Raw genomic sequence first — 16,205 nt, forward strand, 5'->3', positions numbered from 1 at the left:
ACAAACACGAAATATCAACAGCGAGATTTTTTCTGTACTCGTCAAATCAATCTAAACGTCCAGCTTTCTCAGCTTAGAAACTTGAGGGCCACACAAACGATGCACATAGTGCTGAGTCATACGCGCGACGTTCTCACGTGAACGCGTCCCTATCACCACAATTTTTTCTGCTTGTTTGGCGCAAGCCAATGCCAGATTGAGACATTGTTGACTATCACCGAAAAACGCAAGTTCATCGAATTGCGCCCGCGTTGCAGACATTTGGTCTGCACTCTTTGGCAAAGCGAACACGACACAACGATGTGTCGCAGACTCTCCAGAAAAACTCACATTCAAAATCGTTGAACATAGGGCTTGTCGTAACTGATCCTTGGAAATGCCTGCGCCAAAAGTTTCGAGTAAGGCTTGTTCGCTGTTCAATAACAGCACATCTTTTTGAAATAGGGGCATAAAAAATATTTAAGACTTGGCGTCTTAGAAAAAACTAAAATCAAAGACTTAGAGCTAACCGCAAAGGCGCAGAGAGGGCAAGGAAAATCTTTGATTGATTTGCCTTTCTCGTTTTTTTTCTTAACTCTGTGCTCCGTGTCTCTGTGTTGAGAGGTTTTCACGTCGCATGCAACGAACTACATTATCGCGCCTGCGCTTCACTAATCAGCCATTGATGGAACGCGAGGAAGGCGGCGTTCTCTTTCATATCTGCAGCGTAAATTAAGTAGTAATCGAGACGTAGCGGTGTTTCGACATTAAATGGTCTGACCAAGCGGCCTGCAGCAATATCGTATTCGACGAGTAAAGACTGCCCGAGTGCGACGCCCTGCCCATCAATCGCGGCTTGCAATGCCATCAATGCCAGCGTAAACAGCGGCCCTTTGCGCACATCTTTATCGTTCACTCCTAGCGTTGAAAACCAAGACTGCCAACTGGGATAATCAGGATCATTCATCGCACTGACTTCGTGTAGCAAGGTTTGCTTACTCAAGTCCGCTGGCGTGGTCAGTGTCTTAGCGATCGCAGGACTGCAGACGGGAAACACTTCGGTCACGATGAAAGGTTCGATCCGAAAATCGGCAAATTGGGTACGTCGAAAATCAATCGAAATATCACAATCACGATAACTACGATCCACTTCCGAGACAATTTCAACCCGTACTTGGGGATGACGGTTTAAAAAACGATACAGACGTGGCACCAACCATTTAGAACCAAACGAGGGCGGCACACCGACACGTAATAGAACATTATTGTCATTGAGCAGCGTATCTGTCGCTTGCTGGAAAATCTTGAAGCCTTCGCGTATGCGTGGCAAATAACGCTCACCCGCTTCGGTCAGTTTCAACACATTATTACTGCGCTGAAATAAATCCAAACCTAAAAAATCTTCCAACAATTTAATCTGATGGCTGACCGCCGCATTCGTCACATGCAACTCTTCCGCCGCGCGCGTAAAGTTCAAGCGTCGCGCAGCGACTTCAAAAACCTTTAATGCGTTTAATGGTGGAAGACGTTTGGACATAGTACCCTCATTGAAAAACGATACCATATCAGAAGTTCATTTAATAAAACTTAATGAAAGCTTGAAATTTAATTGTTGTTCAGACGCAGCCCTGTTTTCGCCTAATAGTGCTAACATTTTGACCATTATTTTTCGATTTCGAAAATCGTTCTTAAACGTAAAGATGCTGAATTTGCCAAGGCTTCCCTAGATTTCCCCAAGAATTCCTGATTCAATTATCAAACTAATCAGTAAATTAAAATTTACTCCTCAAATATTTTTTAATGACATCTCAAATATTCCTCGCTTGCTCAGCCCGCCCTAGCCCGTTAAGCTGCGACCAATCAGTTGAAGTTGAATGGCATCGCAGCGTTCAATCGAGTTCTTGTTGCGCATTCACGCTTTATTTTTTACACAGATAACAAACAAGCAAATAAACAATGGGCAAGCCGTGTTCGCAAACATGCACTCGAATGACATTAAATTGACTTCATCCGTGCGTCACCCAAAATTTCACTTAGGTCTTATTTGACATGACTCATATTATTACTATCGATACAGGCACGACCAACACCCGTGTCACGCTGTGGCAGGACGGCGATGTACTCGCGCATCAAGCATGCGAAGTTGGTGTGCGCGATACCGCCATCACGGGTAATCGTGAAAAACTACAAAATGGCGTGCGCGATACGATCAATAAAACATTGGACGCTGCGCAAGTCAGTGCTGAGCAAATCGATCTGGTGATAGGCTCAGGCATGATCAGTTCTAATGTCGGCCTATTTGAATTACCGCATGTATTAGCACCAGCAGGCCTACAACAATTAGCGCGCGGCATGGTGTCAGTCACGATCCCTGAAGTGTTCGCTAAGCCGATTTGGTTTGTACCTGGTGTGCGCAATGTGGTCGAGAATATTGGCTTACACAACTGCGAAGCCATGGACATGATGCGCGGCGAAGAGGTCGAAGTCATGAGCGTGATTGATCAACTCGACATTACCGGTCCAGCGATGATGGTCATGCCTGGCTCACATTCCAAATTTGTCTGTATCGACGATAAAAATCGCATCACGGGTTGCGTCACCACCTTGGCTGGTGAACTGATGTATGTGATCACACACAATACGATCTTGGCGCAATCGCTGGATTCCCAATTCGCGACTTCCATCAATGAAGAAATGCTATTGGCAGGTGCACAATCGGCGCAGACTATCGGCCTCGGTCGCACTTGTTTCAACGTCCGCACGCTAGATCAATTCACGATTTACGAACGCAATGATCGCGCCAATTTTTTACTCGGCGCGATCCTCGGTGCGGATTTATTGACGCTAAAAAACAGCACAGCAATCAAGATGATGCCAGGTACGCCGGTCGTGATCTGCGGCAAACCAATTATGAAAGAAGCCTTGGCGATCTTGATTAAGAACGACGATTACTTCTCAGGAAAAATCACCGTCGTGTCGGATGAAACTCAGGCACATCTAGCAGGACAAGGTGCCATATTAGTCGCAACTGCACGCGGCTTAATTAAGTCGAATGCGTAAATAAGGAAATTTACCGATACGACTATCCGGTGCCAAGCAAGTATGCTTTGTACCGGCTATTTTTCAGATCCAAGACCATCATTTTTACGAGTACAACATGTCCAAAGAAATCACACGTTTCGGCAATATTCCATCAGGCGCAGGCGGGCAACGTTTGCCGTTTTCACCCGCAGTACGCGCAGGCGATTTTGTATTTTGCTCAGGCCAAGTGGCGATGAAAGAGAACGGCGAAATCGAAACCGGTGGCATCGAGTCACAAACCCGCCGCACCATGGAAAACGTGAAAAAAGTACTAGCCTTAGCTGGATGTGAACTCAGCGACGTCGTGAAGGTGAGCGTATGGTTAGATGATACCCGCGACTTCTGGACTTTCAATCGTATTTACACAGAATATTTTGGCGACAATCCTCCTGCACGCTCTTGCGTGCAATCAGCGATGATGGTGGATTGTAAGGTGGAGATAGAAGTTACGGCTTATAAGCCAATCTAGAAACAGAATTAACACGACAACATCCCCTCTCCCGCAAGCGGGAGAGGGTTAGGGTGAGGGTAGTTCAGAAGCAGTAAAGCGCACTAAAAAATCTTATCCGAATCTGAATTCCCCTCATCCCCAGCCCTTCTCCCGCAAACGGGAGAAGGGAGTTTGAACCCCAATTAGTCAAGAGGACGCCATCTCAATGCCGACTTACCGCTCACTCTACACCTACGCATGGGACATCGCTGACATCGGCGTCACCCAATTTGTTGATGAAGTGCTCGCTATGGGTATCACCGATGTGACCCTAGCGACCGCTTATCACGCTGGTAAATTTATCCGACCCCATGCAAAAAATCCACCCTACGTTATTTTTCCAGAAGATGGCGTAACTTACTTCGATCCTGATTTCGAGCGCTATGGCGAAATCAAACCACAAGCCCATAGCGACGACGCGATACGCGCAGTCCTTCCGGCTTTATTGCAAGATGGCAGAGTCAAGGTACATGGCTGGACCGTGCTCTTGCACAATACTCGTCTCGGCGCCGCATTTCCGCAATATACGGTGAAAAATGCGTTTGGTGACGGCTACGTCTATAGTCTCTGCCCTATGCAAGCAGCGGTATTCGACTACGCCGTTAATCTGTGCGCTGATCTCACGCATCAACATCAACTGAGTAGCATCGTCTTAGAAACACCGGGCTGGCTGCCTTATGGACATGGCTACCACCATGAATTTGCGCAAGTGGCGAGCAATGCTTGGTTAGACAATATGCTGGGCATGTGCTTTTGCGATGCCTGCAAAACTGCGGCGAAAGAAAAAGGCATACGCGTCGATGCCTTGCAAACGCGCATTCAAGAGAATATTAAAAACTATCTAGCACTACCTGCTGACGCCAATGCCGACCAAGCAGCCAGTTGGACGCAATCAGATTTATTGAGCGATGCTGATTTACTCGCATTCATCAGCATGCGTCAAGACCGCGTCACACAATTGGTCGCTGCGATTCGTGCTGCGATTCCTACTACTTGTGAACTCGCTGTAATCCCAACGGTACAAAGACCTACATCTGCATGCTGGACCGAAGGCAGCGATCTCAAGGCGCTTTCCGAAGTCGCTGACTATATCGAAATCCCCTTCTACGAACCCAACGCCAATCGCGCGATTGCTGATGCATGGGAAAGCCTGCGCCAAATCGGAAAGCCAGAAAAGATCCGCGCTATTTTGCGACCAGGGCTACCTGACCTCAACCAAGGCGCAGAGTTGGGCGCAGCGATGACGGGCATACAAGCATTGGGGGTCAAGGACTTTGCGTTTTACAACTATGGCTTGCTACCGCAATATCAGCTCAATCATTTGGCCAGCACTTTAAAGGAACGCTCTTAAATGACACGTAATATTCTCATCACTGGTGCCTGCGGCGGCATCGGTCGTGCACTGTGCAAGGCATTTGTGGATGCCGGTGATCACGTCTTTGCGCAAGACCGTGAAGCAGCGCAATTAGGCGAATTAGTCGCGCAACTAGGTGCGGATAAATGTAGCGCGGTATTAGCCGATATCACGAATGCTAACGAACTCAAACAAGCTTTAAGTACCGTCATCGCGACGCACGGCGAGGTGCAAGTCTTAGTCGCCAACGCTGGCGCAGCACAGGCGCTGACCTTGCAGAGCACGACAGAAGAAAGCTGGAAGTTCGATATGGATCTCAATCTAAATGGGACTTTTCATACCGTCGAAGCGGTACGCCCAGCAATGCAGCGCGCAGGCAAAGGGAATATCGTGATCATCGGCAGCGTGAATGGCATGACTTCATTCGGCCATCCAGCGTATAGCGTAGCGAAAGCGGGCTTGATCAGTTATACCAAAGCACTGGCGATGGAGTTTGGCAAGTTTGGCATACGCGCGAATATGGTTTGCCCTGGCACAGTCAAGACGCAAGCTTGGCAAGCCCGTGTGGATAAGAATCCGCAAGTGTTTGAGGATTTGAAGAAATGGTATCCGTTGCGAGATTTTGCGACGCCTGAAGATATTGCCGATGCGGTGATGTTTTTGGCTTCTGATGCGGCTAGGGTAATTACTGGGGTGGTGTTGCCGGTCGATGGTGGATTGATGGCGGGGAATCAAGTGTTTGCTCGGGAATTGACGCAGGAGGAGATTTAGGGTTTTGGGTTTTTGGTTTTTGTCTTAGTTTTGCTGATCGGTCGGTAGGTCGGGTGTGGCCCGACAGCCACTCACTTTTCTTGCTTCGCCAAGAAAAGTAAGCAAAAGAAGGCGACCACGCTGCCACTGCCCTTCGGGTTCCCAATTGTGCAAGACAAAAAATGGGAAAGCTTCGAAACTCGCTTCGCTCAGACAACGAAGCTTTCTTTATCCATTTTCTGTCTCGCACAATTGGCAGTGTCAGAAGTGGATGAAAGTCAAATGCAACAGCAACACCAAAACATACAGAACCGAACGCCGACCATTTTTCTAATAGCGGTTGTAGGTCGTTGTTTTTGCTTTTGATTCTGTTTTTGACCTTGCTTTTGACTCTGCTTTTGACCTACCCCCGTTTGAGACGATGTAATTTGTGCTTCACAGAAAATGGATAAGAAAGTGTTGCTGTTTGAGCGTAGCGAGTTTCAACACTTTCCCATTTTTTGTGATGCACAAATTATGCTGGAGCGAAGCGTAAGCACCCCGCAGGGGCGAGTCTACGGTCGCCTTTTTTGGCTTACCTTTTTTGGCGAAGCAAAAAAGGTAAGTGGCTGTCGGGCCACACCCGACCTGTGAACGATCAGTAATCCAAAAAATAAAAGTAAATCAAGATTTATAGAAACAAAAACGAACATACCAAAAGAGACACTCTCAACCCACCGAGAGCAGTTAACAAAAAACGGAACCCCCATGACCAACAACGCACCACAATCAACAAAACAAGTCGTAGTCGCCATGTTCTTCATCGCCCTACTCTTCTTCATCCTCGGCTTCGTCACCTGGCTCAACGGTTCGCTGATTCCTTTCCTTAAAATCGTCTGTAACCTCAACGACTTTCAAGCACTGTGGGTCACCTTCGCGTTCTATATCGCCTATACCGTGATGGCATTACCCTCGGCTGCGGTGCTCAGTCGCATAGGTTATAAAAACGGCATGACTGCGAGCCTCGGGGTGATGGCGGTCGGTGCTTTGATGTTTATTCCTGCGGCAAAAACCAGTTATTACGGTCTGTTTTTACTCGCTTTATTCACACTCGCCACTGGCATGACGCTGATGCAAACCGCGATTAATCCTTACATCGTTTGCATAGGGTCGCGCGATAGTGCGGCAATGCGTATCAGCATTATGGGATTGTTTAATAAAGGCGCTGGCATCGTTGTGCCTATGGTATTCACCGCATTGATTTTGTCAGGAATCGATCAATCGTCAACCTCGACCGCTGCGCTAGCTGCGATGGATCAAGTAGCACGCGAGGCTTTGCGTACAGATCTTGCCACGCGACTGGTAACTCCGTATATCGTGATGGCGATAGGTTTAGTGATTTTTATGGCGATTATTCACTTTTCTTCCTTGCCAGATTTGGACTTACAAGATGAAGAACAAAGCAGCACGACGCGTTTTGGTGTTTTACAATTCCCACAATTGGTGTTGGGAGCAATCACCTTATTCGCTTATGTCGGCGTAGAAGTCATCGCAGGCGATACCATTGGTTTATATGGCCAACATCTGGGTGTCGCACATTTCTTAAAACTGACATCCTATACGATGGCTTTTATGGTTCTCGGCTATTTGCTCGGCGCACTCGCGATTCCCCAATTTTTATCGCAAAAAAATGCACTCGTATTATCGGCAGTATGCGGTCTATTTTTTGCGCTCGGAGTAATCAATAGTTCGTCCACCGACAGCAGCATCGCACAGGCCTTAGTCGGCTGGGCTGGCGTACCCGTCGTTCCCAACTCAGTGATGTTCCTCGCGATGTTAGGCTTCGCTAACGCCTTGGTCTGGCCTGCGGTGTGGCCGCTCGCGCTCGAAGGTTTGGGCAAGTACACAGCAGCGGGTTCAGCGCTGCTGATCATGGGCATTGCGGGTGGTGCGATTTTACCTATGGCTTACGGACATTTCTCTGATACTAGCGGTGCACAAAATGCCTACTGGGTGATGTTGCCATGTTATGCCATGATCTTGTTCTACGCACTCAAAGGCCACAAAATCAGTCGTTGGAAATAATCTCTCACTTTCTATCTCAGCATCATGTTAAATCTCAGCACATTAGATCAACAAACCCTCTTGCCCGGCACCAAAGGCCTCGCATTAACCCAGCCTTTGCAACAAAAGGACATCGCCCAACAACATTGGAATGTGCTGAATGCTGACACTAGCTTCCCAGTCGCCGTACTAAAACAATCCGCCTTGCAGCACAATCTGCAGTGGATGAAAAAATTCTGTGACAGCATGCAGGTCGTACTCGCGCCGCATGGCAAAACCACGATGTCGCCGCAGCTATTTGATATGCAATTAAAAAACGGTGCGTGGGGAATTACGCTCGCGACCGTGAACCAAGCCTTGGTCGCGCATCGCTTCGGCGTGCGCCGTGTACTACTCGCGAATCAATTGATCAGTCGCAGTGATACGCAAGCGGTGCTGGCATTAATGCAAGCAGATCCGGCTTTTGAATTTTTCGCACTGACTGATTCGCTGGATGGCGTACAGCGCATGGCGGAGCAAGTACAAGCGGCAGGCTTGGATCGCCCTCTCCCTCTGTTAGTCGAACTAGGTTTTGTGGGCGGTCGCACTGGCTGTCGCAACCGAGACGAAGCATTAGCGGTGGCACGGGCAATTCATCAGAGCCCTTACTTGCAACTGGCTGGCATAGAAGGTTACGAAGGCCTATTGGTCGGTAAGCACCGCGATCAAGATTTAATCGCGGTGAGAGCCTTTATTAACGACTTAATCACCCTCACCCAACAAGCAGATAATGAGGGCTTGTTTGCTGGCGAGCAGATTTTGTTATCGGCTGGTGGCTCAGCCTATTTTGATTTAGTAGGGCGAGGCTTCGAGCAAACCATGCAGCTCTCGCGCCCCGTCACAGCCATTCTACGCAGCGGCTGTTATGTCACCCATGACCATGGCTTTTATCATCATCTATTGCAAGAAATGCAGACACGGGAAAGTGTGGTCAAAGCTGACAATTTACGCCCCGCGTTAGAAGTCTGGAGCATAGTGCAATCACGGCCTGAACCCGATCTGGCAATCTTGATGATGGGTAAGCGTGACGCATCTTACGATATCGATCTACCTTTCCCAGTAAAAACGCATAGACCAGGTGACAAGTCACAGCCATGCGATTTACCCGCTGGCTGCAAGATAGAAAAAATGAATGACCAACACGCATATTTGCGCTTGCCAAGAGACAGCGCGATCTGCGCCAGTCTGCAAGTGGGTGATTTGGTCGCTTGTGGCATTTCACATCCTTGTACAACTTTTGATAAATGGCCTGTGATCTTAGTGGTGGATGATGACTACCAAGTGCAATCGGCGGTGAATACTTTTTTCTAAACTGTAGGGCGGTTGAAACCCGCACCGCCGAACTTTATTAATCATTGCGCGGGTTGCACCCGCTCTACAAAAAAACCATGCAAACACCAAGCTACGACATCATCATCCGCAATGCCGACGTCATCGATGGCAGCGGCACCGCGCCGTATCGTGCCGACATTGCGATCGCCGACCAAAAAATCGTCGCGATCGCACCCGCACTCAGTTTGCATGGCGATGAAATTCTGGATGCCACAGGCCTCGCTGTTGCACCCGGTTTCATCGACGTCCATACCCATGACGATAGAGAAGTCATCGATGCACCAGCGATGTTGCCGAAATTGACGCAAGGCGTAACGACTGTCATCACGGGCAATTGCGGCATCAGTTTGTCACCATGGTTGGCAGATAAAACACCACCAGCGCCACTGAGTTTAATCGGTACTCAAAAAGACTACCGCTACGCTAGCGTGCAAGACTATGCGAGAGCGGTCAAACAAGCGCAGCCAGCGGTGAACGTGGGTGTACTCATCGGACATTCAACTCTACGCGTCAATGCGGTCGCGGACTTACAACGCGGCGCAAACAATGACGAGATCAAAGTCATGCAAGATCTGTTAGCGGAAGGCATGCATGCAGGAGCATTGGGATTTAGCTCAGGCTTGTTCTATCAAACCAGCAAAGCCGCTGACAATGCCGAAGTCATTGCATTAGCAAAAATCAGCGCCGCTGCGGGAGGTGTGTACACCTCGCATATTCGCGACGAATACAATGGCGTGCTCGACGCCTTGGCGGAAGCCTGCGATGCAGGTCTAGAGGCACAATTGCCGGTCATTCTTTCTCATCACAAATGCGCAGGCCCAGCGAATTGGGGGCGTACCACAGAAACCTTGGCCTACGTCACTGAACGTCGCAAAACCCAAGCAGTTGGACTCGACGCCTATCCTTACACCGCCGGCTCCACGGTTCTCGATCCAGATTATGTCGATGGTGTGATTCGTATCATGATCAGTTTTTCACAGCCGCATCCAGAAATGCAAGGCCGCGATCTCGCGGACATCGCAGATGAATGGCAAGTCGATCAAAAAGAAGCTGCACGTCGATTACATCCCGCTGGTGCTGTGTATTTTCAGATGCGTGAAGACGACGTGGAAAGAGTTCTGAGCTATCCCCATACCATGATAGGTTCGGATGGATTGCCGCACGATAGCCATCCCCATCCCCGCCTATGGGGCGCATTCCCACGCGTCTTAGGTCACTACGGTCGCGAGAAAAAACTCTTCACCTTAGCTGAAGCAGTACGGCGCATGACCACACTCTCTGCCGATCATTTTGGTTTAAAACAGCGTGGAAGAATTGCACTCAACTGCTGGGCAGATTTGGTTGTATTTGATCCCAAAACGATCTCCGATCAAGCAACTTTTGCCTCGCCCAAGCAAGCAGCGACAGGGATACGCTGGGTCTTGGTGAATGGTGCGATTGCCTTGGCTGACGGCAAGGTCAACGCTGTCAGAACTGGGCGTTTTTTAGAAAGGGAGAGCGAACGCTTTGCTGTCTAATAGACGCTGAATTAGTAGCCCGTTGTATGTATGTACTAGTTAGTTAGGCGACTAATTCAGCCTCATCGTTTCTTGCAAGAGAATTCAATGCGGCACGCACCTCCACCGCCAAGCCATCTTTCAACATCACGACACGCTCGGCTGCGTTGATCGTCTCGGGTCGATGCGCCACCATAATGCGAGTGAGCGACAATTGCGCCAATGCCTGATTGACCTTATGCTCATTCTCGATATCTAGATGACTGGTTGCTTCATCCAAGGCTAAGATTTTAGGTTGTTTGTACAAGGCTCGTGCCAATAAGACGCGTTGCTTTTGTCCACCCGACAAACTACTCCCCATATCGCCGACCAAGGTTTGATAGCCCATAGGCATCGCCACAATATCCTGATGAATAGCCGCAGCTTGTGCGCATAGTTCGACTTTGGCTTGATTGCTATGACTATCAAAAAAAGCGATATTGTCACTGATCGATCCTGCCAGTAAAACATCTTCTTGCATCACGGTTCCTACTAATCGGCGGTAAGCACTTAGTCCCAATTGTGTGATAGGAATCTGATCGATTAAGACTTCGCCTTCGGTCGGTTTAAGCAAGCCCAAAATAATTTTGCACAAGGTCGTTTTGCCGCAGCCTGAAGGGCCGACCAAGACAATACTTTGTCCTGCAGGTATCGTCAAATTCACACCGTTTAATACCCAAGGCTCGCCATCGGCATAACGAAACTTCACGTTCTTCAGCGTGATACTGGCCTGTATTCTTGATACATCGGTCTCTATCGCAGCGTCTTTTTCAGCTTCTTCCAAGACGATATCGGCCAAACGTTCACTGTGCACACTCAGCATTTTGTAGCTGACGAATAGACCAATTAAGTTAGAAATACGTCCTGTAAAAGTCCCCGCATAACTGGAAAACGCCATCAACATACCGACCGTCAATGCGTTTTCCATCACTAAACCAGCACCGATGTAAAACAGCAATAGTCCTTGAATACCAAAGATAAAAGTATTACTCACGCTAAACAAGATCGACATTTTTTGCGTCTTGATATCGCGATTCTGCACGTCCATTTTCAGATTTTGCCAACGTGCCAAACGCTCGGTTTCGCGGCCAAATAATTTCAAAGGCGTAATCGCGCGCATAGTCTCTAAGAAATGGCTACTCTCTTTGGCCGACAACACCAAACGCTCTTGCGAAGCCTCACGAAACGGCTGATAAAACGCCCAACGCAATAATGCATAAATAAACACCGCAGCCACCACCAGCAGAGTCAATTTAACGCTATACATCACCATCATGCCTAGCGCCATCAGCACCATTAATCCGTCTAGCGCCGTCTCCAAAAACATACTGGTCAACGTGCCTTGAATCGCACCGATACTGCCAAAGCGCGACACCACATCACCCAAGTGACGCTTCTCAAAATAACTAACGGGTAAACGCACCAAATGCGCCAACACGCGCGCCGACCATTGCATGCTCACATCCATACTCCAGCGCATGAGAAACCAACTACGCGCCAGCCCGATTGCGGTTTGCGTGACCATCAGTAAAGCGAAACCAAACACCAAGACCACCAACAATTCTCTATCTCCACTGACAATCACATCATCAATCACAAACTGATTAAACAAAGGCGCAACGATCGCAAATATCTCCAAAGCAAACGCCAACGCCAAGACCTGAACTATCGCCCGCCGCAAACCAATAATCGGCCCAGTCAAATCACGCAGGTTGACTTGTTTGCGTTCATCTTTCGCTTTGAATTCAGGATTAGGACTCAGCTCCAATGCCACACCTGTAAAGTGCTGTGAAGCTTCTTCTAAAGATACCTTACGCTCCCCCACCGCTGGGTCAAGCAAGATCAAAGTCACGCGACCACGCAAATCCTTTTTGACTGTTTTCAGGACAACAAAGTGATTCAAATTCCAATGCAAAATGCAAGGCAAAGCTAGTTCACTGAGTTCATCCAATTCCAAACGCAGTGGACGAGAATTCAAGTGCATAGACGAGGCATGACGCATCAATTGCGCCAACGTTGCACCTTTTAGGCTAATGGAAAATTGACGACGTAAATCAGCGAGATCGGTGTGGTGACCGAAATGGCTGGCAATCATGGCGAGACAAGCTAGGCCGCATTCTGAGGACTCAGTTTGGAGAATTGGTGACATTTCCATTATTTATTTCCGAAGCACAAGCATCTAACAGTAGGTGCGTCAAAATCATTACGCGTTAAAGAACCGATCTCATTGACCTTATTTATGCATTTATTTTTTCAAAGTTGCAGGCGAGCACTTATGCAATTTATGGTTCGTAGTAATTTTGACGGAGAATAAAACACTCGATAGAACACAATGACGTGTGATCCCAAAGCAATCTATTTAACAAAAATAATGCTCTGTGCCTTTACGTCAAAAATCACTGAATATTTCTTAAGGAAATCCAGTCCGAGAATAATATCAGTCACATCGGAGTCTGGAGAGATAGGATTGTCTTTTACAAAAAAACCTTTTTGATCGACAATATGATTGTCAATTTTCACTTCTGTTATACCAATAGACATCGCTCTAACGTCTCCCCCAACGCCAGAAACCCAATCAATATTTTTTGCTGATTTAAAATCAATAGGTATGCCAATTTTTCGCGCGGTGTTAATGAGCATCGTTGACTTAGATGCCCCGGTATCAATAATTGCCGTAAATGTGTGCGGTCCGATCGTAACGGTAAATTTTGGTTTGGTATTATCTTCAGTCAGACCAAAAAATTTGACCGCAAATGACTCTGTTTTTTTTCGACGGAAAACATTAATATCACAATCGAATTTATCGTAAAAGTACACTTTTCCCTCTTTAACATTAATCTCAATAGTTTTCTTTAGAAGATAATCCGCGCCTAAAATAAGATCGAAATATGGATCAAATCCTAGATTGTGTACGACAAAAAAATAGGGATTCTCGTTTTTTATTCCAGCAAATTCGAATGTTTTAACTTTTGTGATAGATGCCGATGACTCACCAGCGGTGCCTCTTATTTTATGGTCAACCGCCATGCTGAATAACGATAATTTTTTTACACCCGATGGTACAAACGAAGTCCAAGCTGCCCCTGTATCAAGAAGCATCGTAACTTCTTTATCATTTATCGTCCCCTTGACCAAAGGTAATAAATGGCCATCTTGGTAACTAATAGGCAATGAATGTGTCGGTACAGAAGTGCATCTATCCATCGCGAAAGACACCCTTGACATAAGAACCAAGGCAATCGCCGATAAAGTAAAAATTTTAAATAATTTCATTATATTTTGAGAGAAAAAATATCTCTTTATCCAAATTAATTTTTAGAATACACCTGCCAAATAATTCTTTATAGTGACAAATAAAAATCATCTTATCGGCAAGTATCCATGCGCTTAACTAAAAGAGGATTGGGACTTCTATGTGCACCCATCTACCAACCTAGCAAGACAAACCTTCTCAAATTGCCATGCCAATAAGCGACTGGAGAACCTAGACGTCGCCTTCGGTTCTCCAACAAAATGCTAATTACGGTCTGCAAGGTCCCGTAGCTGAAGCTCCAGGAATAGTTCGTGAACCTGTTCCTTTCAAATTAATTTCAACCGAACCAAGCGCGACTTTGCCTCCCGCTTCCCCACCATAGGCCCCGCTAGGAACAGCCGAAGTGACATTCATATTGTTGAACCCCTCCCGCGCCAGCGCATCGCAATACTGACGTAGATCATATGCACTTTTCTCAGCATCGGTCATTCTATTACCTATTATTTCGACCTCTTGTACACCATCGTCATACTCCTCATAACCTGCAAAATCCCCCATCGGCGTATATACAGCTCGAGTTTTAGTTGTTTTGGTCGATCCACCACCTACCAACACTAACTCTTCATTTGAAATTAAACGCATTTTGTGTTACTCCTATACATGGTTAAGTTGAACCCATCGATCCTATACCGATGAGTTTTACTGCCTCCGTACAAGGTGTCGAATACCTGTGTACGGTTTTTTGCGGTGAGTGGGCTGATGCTCACTCACTTGCAAATCTTTACTAGCGCCAATGGCTGGCATTTCATACGCTAGATTTTTATCTTCACTTTACGGCGCAGCCGATCTCGTTACCGCCAACACTGGCTCTATGATCCACTCCCAAATCTTGCGTCTGTCCTGCACCACGTCGGCTTCTAAGGTCATACCTGGCTTGATCGCTTGTGCCTTTCCATAGGCGTTGATACTTTGCTGTTTGAGCTGAACTTTGATGCGATACAAAGCTTCGTTACTGTTAAAACCTAGGATATTTTGTTGGGCATTACTTAGGATGGTGCTGGCTAGGTGTTGTGGTAATTCGTTGGGGGCGAATGGGGTTTTGCTGACATCGATTACTGTGCCGGATTGCAGTCCGAATTTCTGATACGGGTAGGCGTTATAGCGAATCAGAACTTGCTGGCCCGCACTGACAAAGCCTGCGGTTTTGCTTGGGGCATACAGATGCACTTCCAGCGCGTGTTGATCTTGCGCATTAGTCACATTACTGACATCCACCGCTGGAATGAGGGTGGCGAGCACTTGTCCGCCATTGATGTTCTGTCCGGTTTGATTGGTAATGGCAGTGATCATGCCCGCTTGTGGCGCGATGATTTGGCTGGAGTGACGATTATTGTTTTCGGCGATCTCTTGTTGTAAGCCAGCTTTGGCGCGCGCAAGCTGCGCTAGTTCGGTCGCCAACGTATTGGCTAGCGTATTAATTTCGGATTGGAGGTTGACCTGATTTGCTTGCAACTGGGTTTTATTGCGCTGGAGATTGCTTAGTCGCGTCGCAAGATCGATATTCTCTTCTTGCTTTTGTTGGGTCTGGGCGGCGGACACATAACCGCTATTTTGTAGGGTTTGGAATTTCTCTATGCTTTGTTGCGACAAACTTAAACGACGTTTGGCGAGATCGATTTCTTGATCGATTTGATCGGATTCGATTTGTAGATTGGCCTGTCTCTGCTGTAGAGCGATTTTTTTGTCGTTTGTTGCAGTTTCGCGCAGGCGCTGCTCGCTAATCAAAGTGTCTTGACGAGCGCGCAATTGATGAGCGATTAGTGCAGTAATCTCACCTTGGCTGTTTTGTCTTAGGGTAGAAAGTGTGAATAAGACTTGCCCAGTTTTAACTACCTCGCCCTCTTTCACATGGCTTTGTGTCAAAATACCTGCGTTAGGCGCAGCGATACTGATGTTGCCAGCAGTCGGCACCGTGATACCGGTGACTCGCGCTTTCTTAGTCATGCTGCCAAAACTCAGGAAAGCGATCAGGGCGATGGCGACTAACATCGCTACGCCCGCGATTAACCAAGCTGAAATTGGTTGCGCCAAGCGAATGGCGCCCATCCATTGACTGCCAAGTGCTGCGGTGACTTCTGGGCGAAATAGTGGGCTAGTATCTCCCCTACAAACCTCGCTTGAAGGTTCTGTGTTTTCTTTGAAACTCATTTTTTTGCCCGCCCAATTAATTCAAAAAAATATTTCATTTTATGAATTAAAGCACGAGCACAAGCTGAAAAATAGATTTAAATACAACAAACAGAAAATATATATAATATTCTTTAAATTTATTAATTTATAAATATTATT

13 protein-coding genes are annotated in these 16,205 nt (G+C 47.2%); 7 read left to right on the top strand and 6 right to left on the bottom strand.

Features of this window, described 5'->3' with window-relative positions; genetic code table 11:
• Positions 1-51: 51 nt before the first annotated feature.
• Complete coding sequence (locus tag ACFFJH_RS17870; protein WP_390214320.1) at positions 52-450, bottom strand: hypothetical protein; 399 nt, start codon at positions 448-450, stop codon at positions 52-54.
• Positions 451-631: 181 nt separating this feature from the next.
• Positions 632-1,516, bottom strand: a complete 885-nt coding sequence (gene gcvA / locus ACFFJH_RS17875; RefSeq protein WP_390214321.1) for a transcriptional regulator GcvA — start codon at positions 1,514-1,516, stop codon at positions 632-634.
• A 512-nt stretch (positions 1,517-2,028) separates the two neighbouring features.
• Here gcvA and ACFFJH_RS17880 point away from each other — a divergent pair.
• From ACFFJH_RS17880 to ACFFJH_RS17910, 7 genes are all read left to right on the top strand, one after another.
• Complete coding sequence (locus ACFFJH_RS17880; RefSeq protein ID WP_390214322.1) at positions 2,029-3,039, top strand: 2-dehydro-3-deoxygalactonokinase; 1,011 nt, start codon at positions 2,029-2,031, stop codon at positions 3,037-3,039.
• A gap of 97 nt (positions 3,040-3,136) precedes the next feature.
• Positions 3,137-3,529, top strand: coding sequence for a RidA family protein (locus ACFFJH_RS17885; protein ID WP_390214323.1), 393 nt, complete (start codon positions 3,137-3,139; stop codon positions 3,527-3,529).
• A gap of 187 nt (positions 3,530-3,716) precedes the next feature.
• The gene (locus tag ACFFJH_RS17890; protein ID WP_390214325.1) at positions 3,717-4,901 is read left to right on the top strand and encodes a hypothetical protein; all 1,185 of its coding nucleotides are present in this window, start codon (positions 3,717-3,719) and stop codon (positions 4,899-4,901) included.
• Positions 4,902-5,675, top strand: a complete 774-nt coding sequence (locus ACFFJH_RS17895) for an SDR family oxidoreductase (protein ID WP_390214326.1) — start codon at positions 4,902-4,904, stop codon at positions 5,673-5,675. It abuts the gene before it with no gap.
• A gap of 726 nt (positions 5,676-6,401) precedes the next feature.
• The gene (locus ACFFJH_RS17900) at positions 6,402-7,718 is read left to right on the top strand and encodes a sugar MFS transporter (protein WP_390214327.1); all 1,317 of its coding nucleotides are present in this window, start codon (positions 6,402-6,404) and stop codon (positions 7,716-7,718) included.
• A gap of 24 nt (positions 7,719-7,742) precedes the next feature.
• Entirely contained in the window at positions 7,743-9,047 is a 1,305-nt protein-coding gene (locus ACFFJH_RS17905; protein WP_390214328.1) for an amino acid deaminase, read from the top strand.
• A 77-nt stretch (positions 9,048-9,124) separates the two neighbouring features.
• Positions 9,125-10,585, top strand: a complete 1,461-nt coding sequence (locus ACFFJH_RS17910; protein WP_390214329.1) for an N-acyl-D-amino-acid deacylase family protein — start codon at positions 9,125-9,127, stop codon at positions 10,583-10,585.
• A gap of 43 nt (positions 10,586-10,628) precedes the next feature.
• Here ACFFJH_RS17910 and ACFFJH_RS17915 read toward each other — a convergent pair whose 3' ends face one another.
• The 4 genes from ACFFJH_RS17915 to ACFFJH_RS17930 all read right to left on the bottom strand — a co-directional run bounded on the left by ACFFJH_RS17915 (position 10,629) and on the right by ACFFJH_RS17930 (position 16,064).
• A complete protein-coding gene (locus ACFFJH_RS17915; protein WP_390214330.1) occupies positions 10,629-12,752 on the bottom strand; it encodes a peptidase domain-containing ABC transporter in 2,124 nt (707 codons plus the stop codon).
• 206 nt (positions 12,753-12,958) lie between these two features.
• Positions 12,959-13,876 carry a retroviral-like aspartic protease family protein gene (locus tag ACFFJH_RS17920; RefSeq protein ID WP_390214331.1) on the bottom strand — a complete coding sequence of 306 codons (918 nt, stop codon included), beginning with the start codon at positions 13,874-13,876 and terminating at the stop codon, positions 12,959-12,961.
• 247 nt (positions 13,877-14,123) lie between these two features.
• A complete protein-coding gene (locus tag ACFFJH_RS17925; RefSeq protein ID WP_390214332.1) occupies positions 14,124-14,498 on the bottom strand; it encodes a hypothetical protein in 375 nt (124 codons plus the stop codon).
• Positions 14,499-14,687: 189 nt separating this feature from the next.
• Entirely contained in the window at positions 14,688-16,064 is a 1,377-nt protein-coding gene (locus ACFFJH_RS17930) for an HlyD family secretion protein (RefSeq protein WP_390214333.1), read from the bottom strand.
• Positions 16,065-16,205: the final 141 nt, after the last annotated feature.

The sequence above is a fragment of the Affinundibacterium danionis genome (assembly GCF_042432465.1).
Taxonomy (GTDB): Bacteria; Pseudomonadota; Gammaproteobacteria; order Burkholderiales; family Burkholderiaceae_D; genus Undibacterium; species Undibacterium danionis.

Bases quoted from the DNA above. Each gene is read 5' to 3' on its own strand.
- ACFFJH_RS17915 (WP_390214330.1), bottom strand. From the start codon at position 12,752: ATGTCACCAATTCTCCAAACTGAGTCCTCAGAATGCGGCCTAGCTTGT.
- ACFFJH_RS17890 (WP_390214325.1), top strand. From the start codon at position 3,717: ATGCCGACTTACCGCTCACTCTACACCTACGCATGGGACATCGCTGAC.
- ACFFJH_RS17900 (WP_390214327.1), top strand. From the start codon at position 6,402: ATGACCAACAACGCACCACAATCAACAAAACAAGTCGTAGTCGCCATG.
- ACFFJH_RS17920 (WP_390214331.1), bottom strand. From the start codon at position 13,876: ATGAAATTATTTAAAATTTTTACTTTATCGGCGATTGCCTTGGTTCTT.
- ACFFJH_RS17880 (WP_390214322.1), top strand. From the start codon at position 2,029: ATGACTCATATTATTACTATCGATACAGGCACGACCAACACCCGTGTC.
- ACFFJH_RS17885 (WP_390214323.1), top strand. From the start codon at position 3,137: ATGTCCAAAGAAATCACACGTTTCGGCAATATTCCATCAGGCGCAGGC.
- gcvA (WP_390214321.1), bottom strand. From the start codon at position 1,516: ATGTCCAAACGTCTTCCACCATTAAACGCATTAAAGGTTTTTGAAGTC.
- ACFFJH_RS17925 (WP_390214332.1), bottom strand. From the start codon at position 14,498: ATGCGTTTAATTTCAAATGAAGAGTTAGTGTTGGTAGGTGGTGGATCG.
- ACFFJH_RS17910 (WP_390214329.1), top strand. From the start codon at position 9,125: ATGCAAACACCAAGCTACGACATCATCATCCGCAATGCCGACGTCATC.
- ACFFJH_RS17870 (WP_390214320.1), bottom strand. From the start codon at position 450: ATGCCCCTATTTCAAAAAGATGTGCTGTTATTGAACAGCGAACAAGCC.
- ACFFJH_RS17905 (WP_390214328.1), top strand. From the start codon at position 7,743: ATGTTAAATCTCAGCACATTAGATCAACAAACCCTCTTGCCCGGCACC.
- ACFFJH_RS17895 (WP_390214326.1), top strand. From the start codon at position 4,902: ATGACACGTAATATTCTCATCACTGGTGCCTGCGGCGGCATCGGTCGT.
- ACFFJH_RS17930 (WP_390214333.1), bottom strand. From the start codon at position 16,064: ATGAGTTTCAAAGAAAACACAGAACCTTCAAGCGAGGTTTGTAGGGGA.